The sequence below is a fragment of the Novosphingobium sp. NFX11 genome, from assembly GCF_057376415.1.
In genome coordinates this window covers 752,193-771,074 of the sequence record NZ_CP080385.1, presented here as the reverse complement: position 1 = coordinate 771,074, position 18,882 = coordinate 752,193, and the positions used below count along the sequence as shown (strand labels likewise).

Below are 18,882 nucleotides of genomic sequence, written 5' to 3'. Positions count from 1 at the left end.
AATTACTGTTTGATTGGCCGTGGCAGGAGTTACGATTGCGAAGTCGTGTTCTGGCGCTAACCTTCACACATTGCCTGCATTCCGAAGGTGCTGCCGGGATTCCGAAATGTTGAGAAAGCTGCCGAAAGACCAGCGCAAGGACCTTATCCTCGACAGCGTCGAGGCGCTGATCCTTTCGACATCCAGTACCGACTTCACGATGCACCAGCTGGCCAAGCATGTCGGGATCAGCCCGACGACGTTCTACAACCTGTTCGGATCGAAAGGGACGGTACTCTACAGCCTTCTGAACCGGTGCCTGGATGCGATCATCAGCGGCCGCGAAGCGGATGTTTCGGAGAAGGACCCGGTCCTCTACGCCATACACACCATGACGTTCGCGGCGGAACTCTTCGTGGAGCGGCCGGGTCTCTATCGCCCGCTCTACAAGTTCCAGCTGGGCGAGCGCGACATGGGTGCGCGGCCGGTCTACCTCGACCGCGCTTTGGACTTCTGGCGTCGCAGTCTCGCAGGACTGGTCGAGCGCGGTTACTTGTCCGACCATCCGAGCGATGGATCGTTTTCGCGTGACGATGTCGCACTGGCATTGCTGACGCACAGTTCCGGCGTGATCGACCTGTGGGTCCAGGAAGATTTGGACGATGCCGAATTCGTGGCCCGCATGACGCACGATGCCGCATTGATCGTCTATGGCATCGTGTCCGACGAAGACCGCAGGACGATAGCTGCGATAGTCCGGCAAGTCCGGCCGAATATCAGGGACTTCTCTTTCCTCAAGTCTTGATCGTGATCTGCCGGTGCCTGGCGCCGGATAATAACAGATAGAGATACATGGGAGAATGTATGACCGAAAGGTTCGGCGGGGATTCCCGCGTCGTACAACTGTGCCCGGATCATGCGCGGCATCGCGCCGCCGATCCGAACGACCAGGACCCCACGCTCGCGCATATGCTGGATGGTCGGGCGGCGAAGCTGGCGTCATCCGATTATCATCCTGTCGCGATCGACGACATCACCGAGCGGCTCACGCGCCTGTTCGCGCAGAACCTCCATCCTGCTGCGAAGGTAAGCGGCCTGCGCAGGCTGGCAGGGGGCGCGTCCAAGGAACAGTTTCTCTTCACGCTGGACGCGCCGTGCATAGAGGGCAGCGAACAGCTCGTGGTCAGGATGGACCCGACCGACGGCGTGCTGGAAACGAGCCGACAGCGCGAGTTCGAGATCCTGGAAGCCATGCAGGGCGTGGTTCCGGTGCCCCGTCCCCGCTTTCTGGATCATGAAGGGACATGGCTCGGCGCTTCCGGGATGATAACCTCGTTCGAGCAGGGCAGCACCAAGCCGCCGCAGGCGGGCGCAGGCGTGTCGGGCCTTGGCACCGGCTTCACGCCGCAATGGCGCGAGCGGCTCGGACCGCAGTTCCTCCGGCTGATGGCGGCGATCCATCGCTTCGATTTCAGGGCGGCAGGATTGCGGCACTTCGCCATTCCCGATGCGGACCCGTTCCAGGCCGCGCGCCAACGCGTCAACTTGTGGGCGCGGGTCTGGCGGGAGGGGGCCTATGCGCCGATCCCGGGCTTTGCGGTCGTCGAATCCCGGCTGCGCAGCAACCTGCCCGCCGCGCGGGAGCTCGTTCTCGTCCACGGGGACTTCCGTACTGGGAATTACCTGTTCGACGGCGACAGCGGCGAAATCACCGCGATCCTTGACTGGGAACTCGCCCATGTCGGCGACTATCACGAGGATCTGGCATGGTCGCTGGTCGAAATCTTCGGCGCGCGCGACGAACAGGGGCGCTACTTGTGCTCCAACCTCATGACCGTCGAGGATTTCATCGGCGGCTACGAGCGCGAGACGGGACGCATCGTCGATCGCGACACTTTGCGCTTCTACCGCATCCTGCTGTCGTGGAGCGTAGTGGCGATGGCGAGCAGCGGCCTGACAGCGGCGGCCAACCGGCATAACCACCAGGACATCCTGCTGACCTGGCTGTCGATGGTCACGCACCCTTTGCTCGACGAGATCACGCGCCTGATGCTTGAGGAGAAGGCGGCATGAACCCCGGTTTCGAAGTGCGCCTGTCCAGCATGCGCCGCGCGCTGGCGACGGTCATCATGCCCGCGATCGACCCCGGCAATCCGCTGGCGCAGGAGCAGGCCGGGCTGATGCTCGCGCATATCGGCATGCTGGAGGCGCAGTGGGACAAACTGGAGGACTACGCGCGCCTGTGCATGCAGGATCTGGTCGAGGTCTCCGGCAGGATCGACGCGGCGGGAGGGCCCGAAACCCTTGCCGCAGCCGCTGGACTGGCGGCCCTCGCCGGAAAGCCTCCCGTGCGCGGCGAAGTCGCCTACCGCGCCTTGTCCGAAGCGCTGGAAGAGTTGGTCCGCGCCGCTGATCGGGACGGCGACGCGCACTTTCGCCGAGCGCTGCACCGCGAAGTCCTGCTGCATGCAAACCGTCAGGCCGCCCGGGACCGGGCTTGGTTCGCGGCCTGCGGCTTCGACGTGAACACCGCCGATCTGCCCTCCATCGAGAAATTGATCGGGCGCTGCGATGGATAGCAAGCAGCATCCCACCCGCGAGTGGATCGATGCGCTGCGCCTGCGCTATCCGACCGAACGCACCATCGATCAGGCGCTTACCCGAAAGCTGCAGGCGCGTTCCGGCCCACCTTACGTGCCTAGTCCGGTCAGCGAGATCGCGACAAGGCTGGAACGCTTCTTCGCGCACGCCATGCCGGGCGCCCGGGTCTCCCAAGTCGCGCCGCTGGGCGGTGGGGCGTCGAAGGAGCAGTTCAGTTTCACGCTGGCACAACCGGACGGAACCGAGGCGCGCCATGTCCTTCGGCGCGAACCGCCCGAATCCGTCGTCGAGACACACCGCCTGCGCGAATTCCAGATGATGCGCGCGATGGCCGGTACGGTGCCGGTGCCCGATGCGCCCTGGGTAGACGCGGAGGGGCAATGGTTCGACCGTCCGGCGATGATCTCCCGGTTTGTCGAGGGCGTGACCAAGGCGCCGGGCTCGGGCGGCAACGTCACCGGGCTGGGCACCGGGTTCTCGTCCGAACTGCAGGATGCGCTAGGCGGACAGTTCGTCGATCTACTGGCGCGGATACATCAATTCGACTGGCAGTCGGCCGATCTCTACGCCTTCGATCGGCCGGAGCCCAACAGCACCGCCGGGGTCCATCAGGTCATCAACTGGTGGGAACGGATATGGGAGGAAGACTCGTTCGAGCCGATGCCCATCATCCGCTACACCGCGCAGTGGCTGCGCGCCAATGCGCCACCGATCGAGCGAGTGGTGGTGATCCACCATGACTTTCGCGCCGGCAACTTCCTGTTCGATCCCGCCACCGCGCAAGTGACGGCGGTTCTCGACTGGGAACTGGCCCACCTCGGCGATTACCACGAAGACCTCGCCTGGACGCTGCAGGAAGGTTACGGCTATCGCGATGCCCAAGGGCGCTTCATCGTCTGCGGCCTGATCGAGCAGGCCGAGTTCCTGGAGCGTTACGAACGGGCCACGGGCTTCCCGGTCGATCCGCGCAAGATCGCCTACTACAGCGTCATGAACACCTGGAAGTCGGCGATCATCGTCCTCGCCACCGGCATCCGCTGTGTGATCGGCGGCAAGAGCCATCAGGACATACTGCTGACATGGCTGGCGGGCTTCGGCCATGTCTGCGTCGATACGCTTCTACAGCATCTGGAAAGGGCCGAGAATGGTTCCTGACACACCCTTGCGCCTCGCCGCCGTGCAGAAGGCGCTGGAGGACATCGTCGCACCGGTCCTGCCGCCCGACGCCGATTTCGCGCGTGAGCAACTGGCGCTGATCGTCCGATCGCTGGCGCTGGTGCGCAAGCAGATCCCCCAGGAATACGCCTTCCACGTACACGATGCGCATGACTTCAGCGCCTTCGGCAGCGAAGTGGCCGCGTGCCTGCCCGATGCGCACCCCGTGCGCGGCGAACTCACGCAGGCCATCGAGGACGTGCGCGCGATTGCCCCGCCGGTGGTGCCTGACCGCACCGCTCTGGAGCAGGCGGTCAGGGCCTTGCGCGGTGCGATCGAGACCGCCGTGCAGCAGGCCGGAGAAGACGCTGCCACCTTGCGCGCGATCGGACCGGTGGTGCTGGAACACACCCGCAGGCAGACGTTGCTCGAACGCGCCTGGGTGGCCGACACCGGCTTCGACCGCGACCCGGCGAGCCTGCCCCTGCCCGAAACCATCCTCTACAGCGCCGGAGAGACGCCGCGATGAAAGCCCATCTCGTTCACGCCCATTCTGAGGGCGATTCCTTCGTCACCGCCATGAAGACCGTCATCGCTTCGCAGCTTGAGGCGGACGGTCACGAAGTCACGATTTCCGACCTCTACGCCAAGCGCTTCAACCCGGTCGCCTCGCCCGCCGACTTCGGCAGCCGCCGCGACGATGAGCGCCTCGTCTACGCGCTGGAGCAGCGCCACGGCTACGAAAGCGGCACGCTGGCACCCGATATCCTCGAAGAGATCGAACCGGTTCTGGCCGCCGACCTGCTGGTGTTCACCTTCCCGATCTACTGGTTCGGCGCACCCGCGATTCTGAAGGGCTGGTTCGACCGGGTGATGCTGTCGGGCGTCTGGTATGGCGGAAAGCGCCTCTACGGACGCGGCGGACTGGCCGGGAAGCGCAGTTTCGCGGCCATGAGCCTGGGCGGGCGCGAGAACATGTTCGGCGCGCAAGGCGTGCACGGCGAACTGGTCACCGGCATGATGCGGCATTTCTTCCAGGGCACGCTGGGCTATGTCGGCACCAGCGTGCTGGAGCCCTTCGTCGGCTACAACGTGCCTTATATCGGCGAGCCGGCGCGGGCAGCCCTGCTGGACGATTTGCGCGGCGTCGTGGCGCAGATCGACCGTCGCCCGGTGCTCGCCGTGCCGGACCTGAACGCCTTCGACGACAGGCTGGCGCCGCTGGCGAGTGTCGAGGCATGAGCTACGAGACGATGCGCCTCGACGTGCAGGGCGGCATCGCCGCGCTGACGTTCACCAAGGCCGAGACCGGCAACCCCATCAACGGCTCATTCTGCCGCGACCTCTATGACGTGGCGGTCGACCTGTCGGAACGCAGCGACGTTCGTGCCGTGCTGATCCGCGCGGAAGGCAGGGCCTTCGGCTATGGCGGCGACATCGCGGGTTTCCTGCCAAGGCTGGACGAACTGCCGCGCCTGATGAAGCAGTGGACCGGCGACTTCCATACCGGAATTCTGCGGCTGCAGCGCCTTGATGCGCCGATCGTGGTGGCGGTCCACGGCGTCTGCGCGGGCGGCATGGTGGCGCTGGCGGCGGGGGCGGACTTCGTGCTGGCGAGCGACCGGGCGCGGTTTGTCTCGGCCTATTCCGGGATCGGGCTGGCCTGCGACGGCGGTGCTTCGCTTTCGCTGGTACACCGCATGGGACGCAGCCATACGCGCCGCTTCCTGATCCTCAACGAGACCTGGGACGCGGCCGCCGCCGCCCGGGCCGGGCTGGTCGACGAAGTGCTGGAAGGCGACGAGGCACTGGCGGCGCGGGCGGAAGAACTCGCCCGCCAGATCGCCACCGGACCGACCCGCGCCATCGGCGAAATCCGCCGCCTGCTGCGTCTCTCGGGCGAAGTCCCGGCGGAGGCGCAGATGGAGGCCGAAGCACAGGCGATGGCCCGCGCCGCCGCCTCTGCCGACGCGCGCGAAGGCATCACCGCCTTCGCTCAGAAACGGCAGCCCGTGTTCACCGGAAAATAGAAAAAGGGAGGAGTCATGCAGACCCAGGCACAGCGCTTAGCGCAAGAACCGGTGGCCGCGATCGACCGCGATGCGATCGAGCCCCGGCTCCTCGAAATCCTGCTGGCGAAACAGGAACGCCGCAAGCTGGGGCCTTATATCCCTCGAACCGCGGCCGATATCGCGGAAGGGCTCTCGGTCCTGTTCGCCCGCGAAGGCATAGCCGCGCGGGCATGGGGCGTGCGCCGCATGGGGGAGGGGCCTCAAAGGAGCAGTTCGTCTTCGATGTCGAGGGCGAGATCGACCCCGCCTTCGCCCGCTGCGTGCTGCGCATGGACCCGCGCGAGGGTATCATCGAGACCTGCCGCCGCCGCGAGGCGCAAGTCCTGCGCGCGGTCGCGGGTGTGGTGCCGGTGCCGCCCGTCCTGACCGAGGACGGCGACGGGGAGACGATGGGCCAGCCGCTGATGGTCACCGGCTTCGTCGGCGGCGTGACCAAGCCCAGCGACAGCGGCGCGGGGCCATCGGGGCTGAAGGCGCGGTTCGGGGAAAGCCTCGGGGCTGCGCTGACCTCGCAGTTCATCGGCCATCTCGCCGCCATTCACGCGGTGGATTATCGCGCGGCGGGGCTCGACGATTTCGTCGTTCCCCGGCCCGAAACCACCGACGCGGCGCTTTGGCAGGTCAATTACTGGACCCGCGTGCGGGCGCTGGAGGAAACCGATTCCCTGCCGCTGCTGACGCTGGCCGAGACCTGGCTCTACGACCATCTGCCCGTCTGCGAGCAGCCGGTCCTGCTCCACGGTGACTACCGCGTCGGCAATTTCCTGTTCGACGAGGATCGGCAGGAAATCACCGCGCTGCTGGACTGGGAACTGACGCATATCGGCGATTTCCATGAGGATCTCGCCTATAGTTTCGAGCCGCTGTTCGGCCACCGCGATGCCGACGGCGTGTTCCATGTCGGCTCGATGTTCACCACCGAGCACCTGATTTCGCGCTACGAGGCGCTGACCGGGCGCACGGTGAACCCGGCGACGCTGCACTGGTATCGCGTCCTGACGAGCTACAAGCTGATCGCCATGAACCATTGCTCGTCGATCATCGCGGCGCGCGACGGGACCAACCACCAGAACGCGCTGCTGGCGTTCCTCGCCTCGTGCACGGCCGGGATGTCCGGCACCCTGTGCGAGCTGCTTTCGGGAGAAATGGCATGACACCGGACCCGATCATCCGCCTCGCCAGTGTCGTGCAGACGCTGGAGCATGTCGTTGTTCCGGCAGTCGATTCCGGCAATCTGCTGGCGGTGGAGCAATGCGGCGTGGTGCTCGCGCAACTGCGCATGCTGGAGCGGCACATGCCGCTGATCGGCGCCTATCACGCGCTGTGTCTGACGGACCTGCTGGCCGTGGTCGCCGCGCTGCCGCCGGTCGAGGGCGGACCTGCGGCAGTGGGGGCGCGGCGCGAACTGGCCGGGGTCTGCGCGCAAGTGGACGATCCCGCCGACCCGCGCCTTGCCTTCCACCGCGTCGGCCGCGCGCTGGAGGGGCTGGTGCGCGCGATGGCGCAGGACGGCGAACCCGCCGTGCGGCGCGCCATAGACGCGGCGGTGCTGGCCTTTTCCATCCGGCAGGCGCGGCGGGCGCGTAGCTGGTTTCAGGATGCGGGCTTCGACCACGATGCGGATTCTGCTGCCGACCGTGGAGGCCATGGTCGCGGGCAACTGATTGAAGGGATGGCGAATGATTGCCAGGGAACACGCCGAATTCCAGTTCGGCGCCGATGCATCCTACGACTGGTGCGAGACCAACTTCTTCCCGTTTTCGGTGCCCGAAGCCTGCATTTCCGGGAGCATCTACGTGCTTTCGCGGCCGAAGCTGGGCGTGGCGATGGTCGATGTGCTGGTGCAGGACCGCATCGCTCCGGCGTGGGAGGCGCAGGCCTATGTCGACAACCAGCAGCATCTGCCGTGCCCGACCTCGCTGCTGCGTTATGCCTTTTCCAATGGGCTGGCGGTGGAGGCAGTCGCCCCGCTTTCCCATTACCGGATACGCTACGAAGGTATCGACGATACCGCATTCGAACTTGATTTTCAGGCACTTATGGCGCCGTTCGACATGAACGACCCGGCGATGGACCCGATGGCGGCGGGCCGCATCGGCGCGGGCTGGGGAGGGGCGGCGTTCTCCGGGCACTACGAGATCACCGGCCGGATCACCGGACGCCTGCGGCTGCGCGGGCGCGATTACGCGGTCGATTGCGTCGATACGCTGGACCGCAGCTGGGGGCCGCGCAAGGAACGGGACAACGGCAATGCCACCTGGATTCACGGCTCTTTCGCGGAAAAGCTGACGGTTCACGCCTTCCTCGGCCTCGATCCGGCGGCGCGGTCGGGCTTCGGCCCGCTCATCAGCGGCTACGTGCTGGAGGACGGCGTGGTCAGCGGTCTTGTCTCCGCGCAAGGGGCGGTGGAGCGCCACGCCGGGCTGCCGATGTCCAACCACCTGCAGGTGGAGGATGCGCTGGGGCGGCGGCATGAACTGACGGCGGCGGCGATCAACGGGTGCGTCTGGGCGCCGTTCCCCTCGATGGTCTATGCGCAGAGCTTCATGCGCTGGAACTGCGCGGGAATGCTGGGTTTCGGGGTGCAGCAGGACGTGCTGAGCCGCTCTTACCTGACCCGGAACCGGGATGCACTCAACGGCACCTAGAGGTACCACAAGGGTGCCACAGCCATATCTGAAGTGCCTCCCCGTGCGTGCGTAACGCGCGGGGAGGCACTGCGTCACTGGGTCATGAAGATGCCGCCATCGACGGCGATGTTCTGGCCGTTGATATAGCCGCCGTCCGGACCGGAAAGCCACAGCGCGGCGCCGGCGATGTCGCCCGGTTGCTGCGGCCGGGCGATCGTGCGCATCGAGGCCGCGGTGCCTTCGAAGGCGGCGTGCTGGTCGGCGTTGGCGACCGCGTTGTCCGAGTGGGTGTAGCCCGGCGAGATCGAGTTCACCAGGATCCCGCTCTGCGTCGCGCCGAGTTCGCGCGCCATCGCGCGCGTCATAGCGCCGAGCGCGCCCTTGGATGCGACATAGTGCAGCATGAAGGGGATGCCGAGGTTGGCGATGACCGAGGCGATGTTGATGATCCTGCCGCCGCCGGCGGCACGCATCGCAGGCAGCACCGCGCGGGCGCAGAGCCAGGGGCCCATGACGTTGACGTCCATGATGCGGCGCCACGCATCGACCTCGATCGCTTCCATCGGGGTGTAGTTGAGGCCGGTGAAGATGCCTGCATTGTTGACGAGAATGTCGATGCCGCCGAACCGGTCGGTCACCGCCCGTGCCATCGATTCGGTGCTGGCCTTGTCGGCGACGTCGGTGGCGACGCCGAAGGCATTGGCGCCCAGCGCGGCAGCGGCGTCCTCGGCGCCCTTGATGTCGGCGATCGCGACTTGCGCGCCTTCGGCCAGGAATCGCTCGACGATGGCGCGGCCGATGCCGGTCGCGCCGCCCGTGACGATGGCGGTCTTTCCTTTGAGTATCATGCAGTTCTCTCCCTTGTCGTCCCTGTGGGACGTATCGGCCCTGCGCCTTGCCGGGGAATCGATCCCGCAAGGCGCCGCGCGGCGCAGTCTGGACTGCGTATAAATTTTACGCAATATTGATAAATCAGTTGACGGTCATCATCTGTAATGTAATACATTCCACTACAGCGACGCCGATGGCCCACAGGGGAAATGTCCCCGCGCCGAAACCCGGCATGCTCCGCGTAAGAAATACCAGACACAAAATATAAAAATAAATCCTATGAAATGTAGGAGAGGAACATGTCCAGTATTCGCTACTATGTAGCGGCGCTCGTCCAGCTATGTACATATGCCGGATTCGCGTTGGGAGGGTATTGGGTCTGGACGGGAATTGCGTCCCTGCCGGCCCTCGCTCTATTAGACAGCATTCTGCCGGACGATCTTTCCGCGCGCCGGATGAAGCGCGGTTTCGCGGCCGATCTGCCTGTGTGGCTGGCGACATTCCTGGCTCCGGGGCTCTACGTAGCCGCCGCCTTCTGGGTGGTCCGCGCACCCGATGCCACCGCGGGTCAGTACATCGGTGTCATTCTTTCACTCGGCTGGCTTTCGGTGGTGCCGCTGGTGCCGTCCAGCCACGAGCTTTACCACCAGCGCGGCAAGCTGCGCCGTTTCGTCGGCCGCTATGCGCAAGTCTGCTACCTCGACTGCACGCGCGAGATCGCGCATGTCGTGGGGCACCATATCCATGTCGCGACCGTGAAGGACGGCGATACCGCGCCGCGCGGCACATCGCTTTACGGCTTCACCGTGCGCGCCGTGCTTTCCAGCACGATCGAGGCGCTGACGACCGAGAGCGACGGCCTTGCCGCACAGGGCAAGGGGCGCTGGTCGATCGGCCACCGGCTCTACAAGGCGCTGCTGGCGCAGGCGATCTTCCAGGCGATCCTCTTCGCGGTCGGCGGGTGGCGCGCCAATGCGGTGGCGCTGGCGGGCATGATCGTCGCGCGCTTCTGGATCGAGAGCTTCAACTACTTCCAGCACTACGGCCTGGTCCGGCTGGAGGACGGCCCGATCGCGCGGCGCCATGTGTGGAACCACTTGCGCCCGCTCTCGCGCCTGATCGGCTTCGAGATCACCAACCACGCCGATCACCACACCAACAGTTTCGCGGCCTATCACGAACTGGTCCCGGACCGGCAGTGGATCCGCATGCCGAGCGTGTTCGTGTGCTTCTTCTCGGCCCTGATCCCGCCCTTGTGGCACAACCTCATCATCAAGCCCGCGCTGCGCCGCTGGGACAACGAACTGGCCAGCCCCGAAGAACGCGAACTGGCCCGCGAACAGAACCGCCGCGCCGGCTGGCCCGACTGGTTCGACGGGCAGGGCGACAAGGCCGGAGCCGCGCTGACGGCTTAAGCGATCCGCCCCCCATCCTGCCCCATGGCTCCCCCTGTTTCCGCTCATGCTGAGCTTGTCGAAGCACAGGCAGCCTATCGCCGCGCTTCGGGGCCTTCGACAGGCTCAGGCTGAGCGGGATTGGAGGGAGGTGTTCGGGCGGAAAGCAGAGGGATCAATCGCTCTTCTGATTACCAAGTAAAAATAAAACCAGAACAAAGTATTGGGAGAACATCATGAACAGAGCATTCGCGTGCAACGGGCGTTTCGCCCGGCTTCTTCTTGCGTCCAGCGCCCTTGCGCCGATGCCGGGCTGGGCGCAAACTGCCGAGCCGCAGGCCAGCGAAACCGCGCCGCCGACGTCTTCCGGCATCGCCGAGATCATCGTGACGGCGCAGAAGCGCTCGCAGTCGATCAACGAAGTGCCGCTGTCGATTACCGCGGCCTCGGGCGAGCAACTGCTTCAGGCGGGGATTTCCAGCACCGCCGACCTCGCCAAGATCGTGCCGGGCCTGACCGCGCAGCCGTCGCCGTTCAACACCCCTATCTACACCTTGCGCGGCATCGGCTTCGTCGAGTTCTCGCTCGCCACGCCGCCGACCGTGGCGGTCTATACCGATGAAGTGCCGCTGCCGTTCAGCGCAATGACCAAGGCTGCCGCGCTCGACGTGGCGCGGGTCGAGGTGCTCAAGGGTCCGCAGGGCACGCTGTTCGGCCAGAACACCACCGGCGGCGCGATCAACTTCGTGGCCGCCAAGCCGACGCAGGATTTCCAGGCGGGCGCCGATCTCAGCTATTCGCGCTTCGACACGATCGATGCGCAAGGCTTCGTCAGCGGGCCGATCACGCCCAACCTGCTGGCGCGCTTCTCGGCCCGCGCCATCCGCAGCGGGCCGTGGCAGAAGAGCAGCAGCAGCGGCGACGAACTGGGCAACCGGCGCGAGACGCAGGCCCGCCTGCTGCTCGACTGGCAGCCGACCGATACGCTGAAGGTGGCGCTCAACGTCAACGGCTGGCTCGACAAATCGGACTCGCAGGCGCCGCAGCGCACCGAGACCTTCATCAGCGCGCCCGGCAATCCCAACGAGGCGCCGATCCGCGCCCTGCCGCCGCAGCCGCTGACCTCGCGCTCGGCCGACTGGACCACCGACCTGTTCCCGCTGAAGCACGACGACCGCTTCGTCCAGGCGAGCCTGCGCGTCGATTACGACCTGAGCGATACGGTCACGCTCACCTCGATCTCGGCCTACAATCACTATCGCACCGAGTCCTTCCAGGACTACGACGCGACGCCGCTGCAGATCGCCGACATCCTGACCGACGGCAAAGTCACCTCGCTGTCGCAGGAACTGCGCCTGACCGGCACGAGTGCGGGGCTGCGCTGGATCGTCGGCGCCAATTACCAGCGCGACAAGACGCGCGATCACGCGACCTATTACGCCACCGATGCGACGACGCACTACGTCGGGCCGATGGAAGGCGGCAACGTCTCTCCGGTCAACGATTCCCTCATCAAGACGGCGGCGCTTTTCGCCAATGTCGAGTACGAGGTGATCCCGAACCTGACGGTGCAGGCGGGGCTGCGCTATACCGACAGCCGCCGCGACAACGCCAGCTGCGCGCTCGTCGGTCCGGGGCCGGGCGGCAACGAGAGCTTCGCGCCGATCTTCGAATTCCTGCAAACGCTGATCCGCCCCGGACAGCCGGTGGTGCCGATCGCCGAGGGCCAGTGCTATTCGCTGACCGCCGAGGGCTTTCCGCTCATCACCCCGCTCAAGGCCAAGCTGAACGAGGACAACCTGTCGTGGCGGGCGGGCGTCAATTACAAGACCGGCAATCGCGGGCTGATCTACGCCACCGTCAGCCGGGGCTACAAGGCAGGCAGCTTCCCGACCGTCGCGCCCGCCACCGCCAAGGAACTGGCGCCGGTCGCGCAGGAATCGATCACCGCTTACGAAGTGGGCTTCAAGCAACCGCTGTTCGACCATGCGGTGCAGCTGAACGGCGCGGTGTTCTACTATGATTACAAGGACAAGCAGCTGCGCGGGCGTATCCTCGACCAGATATTCGGGCCGCTCGACGCGCTGGTGCAGGTGCCCAAGTCGCGGGTGAAGGGCGCCGAACTCGAAGTGGTGATCCAGCCTGCGGACGGCCTGCACCTGAACGTGGCGGGGACCTATCTCGATACCGAGATCACGCGGTTCACGGGCTTCAACCAGTCGGGCGAGCTGGCGGACTTTTCGGGCGCGCGCTTCCCGTTCTCGCCCAAGTGGTCGGTGGTGGCGGATGCGGGGTATGATTTCCCGCTGACGGCCTCGATGCAGGGCTTCGTCGGGGCCTCGGCGAACTACAACAGCCGCACCACCGCGAGCATCGGCGACATCCCGCAGCTGGAAATCCGGGCCTATACGCTGGTCGACCTGCGCGCCGGTGTGCACGCGCCGGACGACAGCTGGCGCTTCTCGGTATGGGGCCGCAACGTCTTCAACAAGTACTACTGGACCAGCGCGTTCCAGACCCAGGACGTCTACGTCCGCTACACCGGCCGCCCCGCGACCTACGGCGCCACCTTCAGCTACCGTTTTTAAGGAGAGAGACGCATGATTACCGATGCGGACACCCGCCTGCACCTTCCCGACGTCAGCCGCGCCGACTGGGCCGAGACCGGATACTTCAACTTCTACATTCCCGAGGCCAACATCTTCGGCTTCATCTACATCGTCCACCGCGCCGGAGTGGGCGCGACGGTGAGCGACATCGAGATCATCGACCGGGCAGGGTTCAGCGCCGACGATGCGGTCTACATCGACCTCATCAACCACAACCCGCTGGTGGATAGGGCCGAGGATTTCCGGCTGGAAACCGGCCTGTCGTTCAAGGCCACCTCGATCCGCGACTACGTGCTCGACTACGATGCGGGCGGCGTGAAGCTGCACATCGAGGCCACCGCGCTGATGGAGCCCTACGACATCCACGACCCCGCAATGGACCCGATGGCCGTGGCGGACGCGGCGGCGGCGGTGGCGAACTCGGGCTTCGGGACGGCCTATTCGGCGCACTTCGACATGACGGTGCGGATGAAGGGCTCGCTCTCGCTGGGCGGGCGGACCCATGCGATCGACTGCGTCTCGACCATGGACCACAGCTGGGGGCCGCGTCCCGAGAACGGCTTCCATCCGATCCTGTGGGCCAATGCCCATTTCGACGATGGGCTGGCGCTCCACGGCATCTTCTCGGTCGATCGCACCGCGCCGGTGGGGCAGCAGCACGTCTTCAAGCACGGCTATGCGCTGGTGGGCGGCGAAGTGCGCGGGGCCAAGGCGGGCTCGGTCCGCACGCACCGGCCGGGGCTGTTCCCCACGACGATGGAGATGACGATCGTCGATCGCGACGACCGCGAACATACCGTCTCGGGCTCCGTGCTGGTCCATCACCCGTGGGTGCCTTACGGCAACAACCTCTCGCCGATCACGATGGCGCGCTGGCACCGCAGCGACGGGGCGATCGGCGTGGGCACGTACCTTGAGGGCTTCCCGCTCAATCGCCTGCGCAGCGATCTGGCATGACGCCTGACATCGACCTCAGGATCGCCTCGATGGTGCGCGCCATGGAGGACGTGGTGCGCCCGGCGATCGATCCGCTCAACAGCCTGGCCGCAGAGCAGGCGGCGCTGATCGTCGGGCACCTGCGCCTGCTGGCGATCCAGTGGAGCAAGGCGGAAAGCTATGCGCGCACCTGCCTTGCCGATCTCGAGGCGACGCTGGAGGGGCTGGCGCCCTCCGGCGGCCCGGCCACCCGCGCCGCCGCCGCCGATCTGGCCGAGGCGCGCGCGCCGGGCGGCGGGGCGGAAGCGCACTACAAGGCGGTGATGCGCGCGACCGACAGCCTCGTGCGCGCCGCCGCGAGGGATGGCGATCCCGCCTTTCGCGAGGCGTTGCACCATGCCGTCCTTGCCTTCAGCACGCGGCAGTCGCTGCGCGATCGTTCGTGGTTCGCCGCCAGCGGTTTCGACCTCAACCCCGCCGAACTGCACAGCATCGCGAACCTGACCATGGAGACCGCCCGGTGATCCTGACCGCCGAAACCACCGATACCTGCGTGGCCATCGAACCTCGCATCTTCGCCATCCTCGAGGAGAAGAAGGCCCGCCGCCTCACCGGGCCCTATATCCCGCGCAGCATCGCGCAGGTCACCGCCTCGCTCGAAAGCCTGTACGGCCCCGGCAGCATCTCGGGCCTGCGGCGCATGGCGGGCGGTGCTTCCAAGGAGCAGTTCGTGTTCGACCACGGCGGCGAGCGCCTCGTCCTGCGCATGGACCCGCTGGAGGGCCTCATCGAGACATGCCGCCGCCGCGAGGATCAGGTGCTGCGTGCGATGCATGGGGTCGTGCCGGTGCCCGAGGTGCGCCATGCCGATATCGACGGCGCCACCTTCGGCCTGCCCGCGCTGGTCACGACGTTCGTGCCCGGCGTCGCCAAGCCGCCGCAGGCCGCCGCCTCCGTATCGGGTCTGCGCACCGATTTCGACGCGCACTGGATCGCGCTGCTGGCGCCCGCCTTCATCGACAACCTCGTGTGCATCCATGGCTTCGACTATCGCGCCGCCGCGCTGCCGGACTTCGCGATGCCGGGCGGAGACCCGCACGAAATGGCGCTGCGGCAGGTCAACTGGTGGGGCAAGGTCTGGGCGGATGACGTCGTCGATGCCTTCCCGATCATGGCGCTGGCCGAATGCTGGCTGCGCGAGAACCTGCCTGCTTGCACCGACCCGGTGCTGGTCCACGGAGACTACCGCACCGGCAATTACCTGTTCGACCCTGCGGGCGGCGAAGTCACCGCCATCCTCGACTGGGAACTGGCGCACGTCGGCGACTTCCACGAGGACCTCGCCTGGAATCTCCAGCCCATTTTTGCCAACCGGGGTGCCGATGGCGAGACGATGATATCGGGCCTGTTCCGGCGGGACGAATTCCTGTCCGCCTACGAAAATGCCTCGGGCCGCACGGTCGATCCGGCCGCGCTGTTCTTCTACGACGTGCTCGCCGCGTGGAAATGCGCGGTGATCGACCTCTCCAGCTGCCTCACCGCCGCGCGCGACGGCAACAACCATCAGGACGCACTGCTCAGCTGGCTGGCGACCTCCGCCCATGTGGTGCTGAGCCACCTGACCGCACTGCTGGAGAAGGGGCGGCACTGACGGGAAATCGTAAATCCATGTACCATTTCGTTGACCCCGAGGCGCCGAAGCTGCCAGAAGGCCCCTCGAAATCCAGCAACGGGATTCTTGCGTGATGACATCGAACAGCCAGCCGGCCACCGGCACCCCCCGGTTCTTCAGGGCGCGTTTCCGGCGGGCTCGCCCGTCCACAACCTGCGTGACTTCGGCGGCTATGCCACCGCCACCGGCGCCCGGCTCAAGCCCGGGCGCCTGCTGCGTTCGGGCCAGCTCGAAGCGGCGGGGGCGGGGTTCGAGGGCATCCTGTCCGCGCTCGGCGTGGCGACGATCATCGACTTGCGCGCCGGTTCGGAGTGCACGCTCGAAAGGGGCGGGGCCTTCGACGGCTATGCCGGTGCGATCCGCCGGGCGACCGCCCATGACGAAACGATCCCCCACGCCGTCGCCGCGTTCCTGAAGATGACGACGATCGAGGAAGTCGTCGCGCATATGACACGGATCTACCGCATCCTGCCCGACAGCCCGCGCTTTCGCGAATCCATGGGCCATCTGGTGACCGCGCTGGACCAGGACGACGGCGCCACCCTGATCCACTGTTTCGCCGGAAAGGACCGCACCGGGCTGGCGGTCGCGCTGGTGCAAATCGCGCTCGGTGTCCACCGCGACGACGTGTTCCACGACTACCTGCTGACCAACGCCATGGGACCGGAGCGCATCGAGTCCGGGCTCGACGCGCTGCTCGGCAAGGATCGTGCTCGCGGTTCGCAATGGGTGCTGGAAGAAGCCATGTCGGTGCGGCCGGAGTATCTGGAAGCCGGCCTCGCCAAGATCGGCGAGATCAGCGCAAGCCCCGCAGCCTACCTTGAGGCGATGGCGGGGCTTCCATCGGGAGCCATGGACCGGATCGGGCAGCGATTGCAGGCCTGATCCGGAGCGGCGAGGCTGCCACTCAAAGGCCACCTCCTCGTCATTGCGAGCGCAGCGAAGCAATCCAGGGCGGTTTACGCGGCCCTGAATTGCTTCGCTGCGCTCGCAATGACGAAGGGGCCTTACGCCGCCGCCATCTGTCCTTCGGCCACGGGCTTGTCCTCGAACCAGTCGGGCCATCCGGCACGGCGGTTCTGTTCGCGTGCCAGTTCGCGCTCGGCGGGAGAGGCCATCTCGTTGTCCCAGCGGCGCAGCGCGGGCATGATGACCTTGTGGTGCCACAAGGGCGGGATCAGCGCCGAGAAGAAGCACACGAACACGCTCGGCATCGGGATCCACTGCCGATCGGGCACCAGTTCGTAGAACGCCGCGAAGCTGTTGGTGTGGTGATCGGCGTGGTTGGTGATCTCGAAGCCCATCACGCGCGAGATCGGCTTCAGATGGTTCCACACATGGCGGCGGTCGATCTGGGTGCCGGGAATCCGGATAAGACCGTAGTGCTGGAAGTAGTTGAAGCTCTCGATCCAGAACCGCGCGCCGATCATCCCGGCCAGCGCCACGGCGTTTGCGCGCCAGCCGCCGATCGCGAACAGGATCGCGTGGAACGCCAGCAGCACCAGCGCCGCGCGGTATACCCGGTGGCCGATCGACCAGCGGCCCTTGCCCATCTTCTCCAGATTGTCGCTTTCCGAGCGCCACGCTTCCTTCGTGCTCTCCACCACCGCGCGCGGGGTGAAGGCGTAGAGGCTGGTGCCGCGCGGCGCGGTGTCGCCGTCGAGCGTGGTGGCGACGTGGATGTGGTGGCCCACCACGTGCGCGATCTCGCGCGTGGCGTCGAGGTAGCAGACCTGGCAGTAGCGCCCGACGAGGCGGCGCAGCTTGCCGCGCTGGTGGTACAGTTCGTGCGTTGCGGGGACCAGCGGGATCACGCTAAGCCACGCGCACGAGGCGATGACGCCCGCATATTCCCACCCGCTCGCGCCGGGATTGCGTGCGGCCCAGTAAGCGGCGGCAAGGTAGATCACCGGACCCAGCAGCGCGCAGAGCCACACGGGGATCTCGACCAGCCCTTCATGCCGGATGCGGCGGGCGCGAAAGTCGTTGGGCAGCACGCTGTCGACAAGGCCGAACGCGGGCAGGCTGGCGATGCCGACCCAGACCCACGGCCCGCCGACGATGAAACTGGCGATCACCGCCACCTGCAACAGCACGCCCAGATAGTAGCGCGAGTAGTCCATGTTCCTCTCCACAGGAATGCTCAATAATTGCGTTATATTTATACGCAAAAAATGCGTTATGGCAATCCGTGAAATTGCATCTCGGTCGGCCAAGACATTCCCGCTTGGAATGCGTATGGAAGGCCCATGAAAATGCGTGATCTGGAAGCCCGTACCGGTGTGAACCGCGAAACCATCCGCGTGCTGTTCCGTGCCGGGCTGCTCCCCGATCCGCACCGTCCGGCGCGCAACGTGGCCGATTACGGCGAGGAGCACGTCCGCGCGATTCTCGCGGTGCGCAAGCTGCAGCAGGATCTGCGCATGACCCTGCCGCAGATCAAGGCGGCGCTCAGCGGGCAGAACGGGTCGACGCAGATCGGTGCCAACGCGCTCGGCCATCTGGAGGAACTGGTGTCCGGCCGCGTCGGCGTGCGCAAGGGCTACCTGTCGCTGGCGACGCTCGCGGAACAGAACCCCAAGGCGCCGGGCGATGCCCGCGCGCTGGCGAAGCTGGAGATCATCGAACTGGCCGAGGGCGAGGACGGCCCGATGATCAGCATCACCGATGCCGAACTGCTTAACATCTGGAGCCGCATGCGCAGCGTCGGCTTCGACGAGGAGCACGGCTTCCCGCCCGACATCCTCGACTACTACGTCAAGGCGTCCGAATTCGTCGCGGCGAACGAGGCGAAGCTGTTCCTCGAACAGGTCGAAGGCCAGATGGGCGAGGATGAGGCTGCGGCGATGCTGGAAGTGGCGCTGCCCTCGATGCTCGATTTCTTCGGCATCCTGCGCCAGCGCGCGTTCCTGCGCATGATCGGCGAGCGCACCCGCGATGGCGCCGGGATCAAGGTGAAGAAGCTGCCCCGCGCGCCTCGCGCGAAGGGCTGAACCTCTTTGT

At 66.1% G+C, this 18,882-nt stretch carries 18 protein-coding genes; 16 read left to right on the top strand and 2 right to left on the bottom strand.

From position 1 onward, the window contains the following. Nucleotides 1-106: 106 nt before the first annotated feature. The 9 genes from KZO24_RS21270 to KZO24_RS21230 all read left to right on the top strand — a co-directional run bounded on the left by KZO24_RS21270 (nt 107) and on the right by KZO24_RS21230 (nt 8,455). Nucleotides 107-784: a TetR/AcrR family transcriptional regulator gene (locus KZO24_RS21270; protein WP_036525245.1), complete on the top strand. Its 678-nt coding sequence runs from the start codon at nt 107-109 to the stop codon at nt 782-784. A 59-nt stretch (nt 785-843) separates the two neighbouring features. Next, on the top strand, nt 844-2,052 hold the full coding sequence (locus KZO24_RS21265; protein ID WP_486487658.1) for a phosphotransferase family protein: 1,209 nt from the start codon (nt 844-846) through the stop codon (nt 2,050-2,052). Continuing rightward, a complete protein-coding gene (locus KZO24_RS21260) occupies nt 2,049-2,558 on the top strand; it encodes a hypothetical protein (RefSeq protein ID WP_271181470.1) in 510 nt (169 codons plus the stop codon). Before KZO24_RS21265 ends, KZO24_RS21260 begins: the two co-directional genes overlap by 4 nt. Then, nucleotides 2,551-3,735 (top strand): phosphotransferase family protein, encoded by a 1,185-nt coding sequence (locus KZO24_RS21255; RefSeq protein ID WP_271181469.1) that lies wholly within the window; start codon nt 2,551-2,553, stop codon nt 3,733-3,735. Before KZO24_RS21260 ends, KZO24_RS21255 begins: the two co-directional genes overlap by 8 nt. Beyond that, a complete protein-coding gene (locus tag KZO24_RS21250; protein ID WP_271181468.1) occupies nt 3,725-4,264 on the top strand; it encodes a hypothetical protein in 540 nt (179 codons plus the stop codon). The genes KZO24_RS21255 and KZO24_RS21250 overlap by 11 nt, the downstream gene beginning before the upstream one ends. Then, nucleotides 4,261-4,977, top strand: a complete 717-nt coding sequence (locus tag KZO24_RS21245; protein ID WP_486487657.1) for an NAD(P)H-dependent oxidoreductase — start codon at nt 4,261-4,263, stop codon at nt 4,975-4,977. Before KZO24_RS21250 ends, KZO24_RS21245 begins: the two co-directional genes overlap by 4 nt. Beyond that, a complete protein-coding gene (locus tag KZO24_RS21240; protein WP_271181467.1) occupies nt 4,974-5,765 on the top strand; it encodes an enoyl-CoA hydratase/isomerase family protein in 792 nt (263 codons plus the stop codon). The genes KZO24_RS21245 and KZO24_RS21240 overlap by 4 nt, the downstream gene beginning before the upstream one ends. A 212-nt stretch (nt 5,766-5,977) precedes the next feature. After that, nucleotides 5,978-6,961: a phosphotransferase family protein gene (locus tag KZO24_RS21235; protein WP_486487656.1), complete on the top strand. Its 984-nt coding sequence runs from the start codon at nt 5,978-5,980 to the stop codon at nt 6,959-6,961. Nucleotides 6,962-7,486: 525 nt separating this feature from the next. Continuing rightward, nucleotides 7,487-8,455 carry a DUF7064 domain-containing protein gene (locus KZO24_RS21230; protein ID WP_271181464.1) on the top strand — a complete coding sequence of 323 codons (969 nt, stop codon included), beginning with the start codon at nt 7,487-7,489 and terminating at the stop codon, nt 8,453-8,455. Between the two features lie 74 nt (nt 8,456-8,529). Here the strand turns inward: KZO24_RS21230 and KZO24_RS21225 are convergent, their stop codons facing one another. Next, on the bottom strand, nt 8,530-9,285 hold the full coding sequence (locus KZO24_RS21225; RefSeq protein WP_036525234.1) for an SDR family NAD(P)-dependent oxidoreductase: 756 nt from the start codon (nt 9,283-9,285) through the stop codon (nt 8,530-8,532). A gap of 282 nt (nt 9,286-9,567) precedes the next feature. Here KZO24_RS21225 and KZO24_RS21220 point away from each other — a divergent pair, with 282 nt between their 5' ends. The 6 genes from KZO24_RS21220 (at nt 9,568) to KZO24_RS21195 (ending at nt 16,764) form a co-directional block, all read left to right on the top strand. Further along, a complete protein-coding gene (locus KZO24_RS21220) occupies nt 9,568-10,683 on the top strand; it encodes an alkane 1-monooxygenase (protein WP_271181463.1) in 1,116 nt (371 codons plus the stop codon). Nucleotides 10,684-10,898: 215 nt separating this feature from the next. After that, nucleotides 10,899-13,250: a TonB-dependent receptor gene (locus KZO24_RS21215; RefSeq protein WP_271181462.1), complete on the top strand. Its 2,352-nt coding sequence runs from the start codon at nt 10,899-10,901 to the stop codon at nt 13,248-13,250. A gap of 12 nt (nt 13,251-13,262) precedes the next feature. Then, complete coding sequence (locus tag KZO24_RS21210; protein WP_271181461.1) at nt 13,263-14,228, top strand: DUF7064 domain-containing protein; 966 nt, start codon at nt 13,263-13,265, stop codon at nt 14,226-14,228. Further along, the gene (locus KZO24_RS21205) at nt 14,225-14,731 is read left to right on the top strand and encodes a hypothetical protein (RefSeq protein ID WP_271181460.1); all 507 of its coding nucleotides are present in this window, start codon (nt 14,225-14,227) and stop codon (nt 14,729-14,731) included. The genes KZO24_RS21210 and KZO24_RS21205 overlap by 4 nt, the downstream gene beginning before the upstream one ends. Beyond that, nucleotides 14,728-15,858 (top strand): phosphotransferase family protein, encoded by a 1,131-nt coding sequence (locus KZO24_RS21200; RefSeq protein ID WP_486487655.1) that lies wholly within the window; start codon nt 14,728-14,730, stop codon nt 15,856-15,858. The genes KZO24_RS21205 and KZO24_RS21200 overlap by 4 nt, the downstream gene beginning before the upstream one ends. Nucleotides 15,859-15,945: 87 nt before the next feature. Beyond that, nucleotides 15,946-16,764, top strand: coding sequence for a tyrosine-protein phosphatase (locus KZO24_RS21195; RefSeq protein WP_486487654.1), 819 nt, complete (start codon nt 15,946-15,948; stop codon nt 16,762-16,764). A gap of 122 nt (nt 16,765-16,886) precedes the next feature. Here KZO24_RS21195 and KZO24_RS21190 read toward each other — a convergent pair whose 3' ends face one another. After that, on the bottom strand, nt 16,887-18,002 hold the full coding sequence (locus KZO24_RS21190) for an alkane 1-monooxygenase (RefSeq protein ID WP_271181457.1): 1,116 nt from the start codon (nt 18,000-18,002) through the stop codon (nt 16,887-16,889). Nucleotides 18,003-18,128: 126 nt separating this feature from the next. On the opposite strand from KZO24_RS21190, the gene KZO24_RS21185 reads away from it, so the two are divergent. Then, nucleotides 18,129-18,872 carry a MerR family transcriptional regulator gene (locus tag KZO24_RS21185; protein ID WP_486487653.1) on the top strand — a complete coding sequence of 248 codons (744 nt, stop codon included), beginning with the start codon at nt 18,129-18,131 and terminating at the stop codon, nt 18,870-18,872. Nucleotides 18,873-18,882 lie beyond the last annotated feature (10 nt).

Excerpts from the sequence above, each read along its gene's own strand:
- KZO24_RS21245 (WP_486487657.1), top strand. The coding sequence starts at position 4,261 with ATGAAAGCCCATCTCGTTCACGCCCATTCTGAGGGCGATTCCTTCGTC.
- KZO24_RS21255 (WP_271181469.1), top strand. The coding sequence starts at position 2,551 with ATGGATAGCAAGCAGCATCCCACCCGCGAGTGGATCGATGCGCTGCGC.
- KZO24_RS21220 (WP_271181463.1), top strand. The coding sequence starts at position 9,568 with ATGTCCAGTATTCGCTACTATGTAGCGGCGCTCGTCCAGCTATGTACA.
- KZO24_RS21250 (WP_271181468.1), top strand. The coding sequence starts at position 3,725 with ATGGTTCCTGACACACCCTTGCGCCTCGCCGCCGTGCAGAAGGCGCTG.
- KZO24_RS21210 (WP_271181461.1), top strand. The coding sequence starts at position 13,263 with ATGATTACCGATGCGGACACCCGCCTGCACCTTCCCGACGTCAGCCGC.
- KZO24_RS21205 (WP_271181460.1), top strand. The coding sequence starts at position 14,225 with ATGACGCCTGACATCGACCTCAGGATCGCCTCGATGGTGCGCGCCATG.
- KZO24_RS21270 (WP_036525245.1), top strand. The coding sequence starts at position 107 with ATGTTGAGAAAGCTGCCGAAAGACCAGCGCAAGGACCTTATCCTCGAC.
- KZO24_RS21240 (WP_271181467.1), top strand. The coding sequence starts at position 4,974 with ATGAGCTACGAGACGATGCGCCTCGACGTGCAGGGCGGCATCGCCGCG.
- KZO24_RS21235 (WP_486487656.1), top strand. The coding sequence starts at position 5,978 with ATGGGGCGTGCGCCGCATGGGGGAGGGGCCTCAAAGGAGCAGTTCGTC.
- KZO24_RS21215 (WP_271181462.1), top strand. The coding sequence starts at position 10,899 with ATGAACAGAGCATTCGCGTGCAACGGGCGTTTCGCCCGGCTTCTTCTT.
- KZO24_RS21265 (WP_486487658.1), top strand. The coding sequence starts at position 844 with ATGACCGAAAGGTTCGGCGGGGATTCCCGCGTCGTACAACTGTGCCCG.
- KZO24_RS21190 (WP_271181457.1), bottom strand. The coding sequence starts at position 18,002 with ATGGACTACTCGCGCTACTATCTGGGCGTGCTGTTGCAGGTGGCGGTG.
- KZO24_RS21260 (WP_271181470.1), top strand. The coding sequence starts at position 2,049 with ATGAACCCCGGTTTCGAAGTGCGCCTGTCCAGCATGCGCCGCGCGCTG.
- KZO24_RS21230 (WP_271181464.1), top strand. The coding sequence starts at position 7,487 with ATGATTGCCAGGGAACACGCCGAATTCCAGTTCGGCGCCGATGCATCC.
- KZO24_RS21225 (WP_036525234.1), bottom strand. The coding sequence starts at position 9,285 with ATGATACTCAAAGGAAAGACCGCCATCGTCACGGGCGGCGCGACCGGC.
- KZO24_RS21185 (WP_486487653.1), top strand. The coding sequence starts at position 18,129 with ATGAAAATGCGTGATCTGGAAGCCCGTACCGGTGTGAACCGCGAAACC.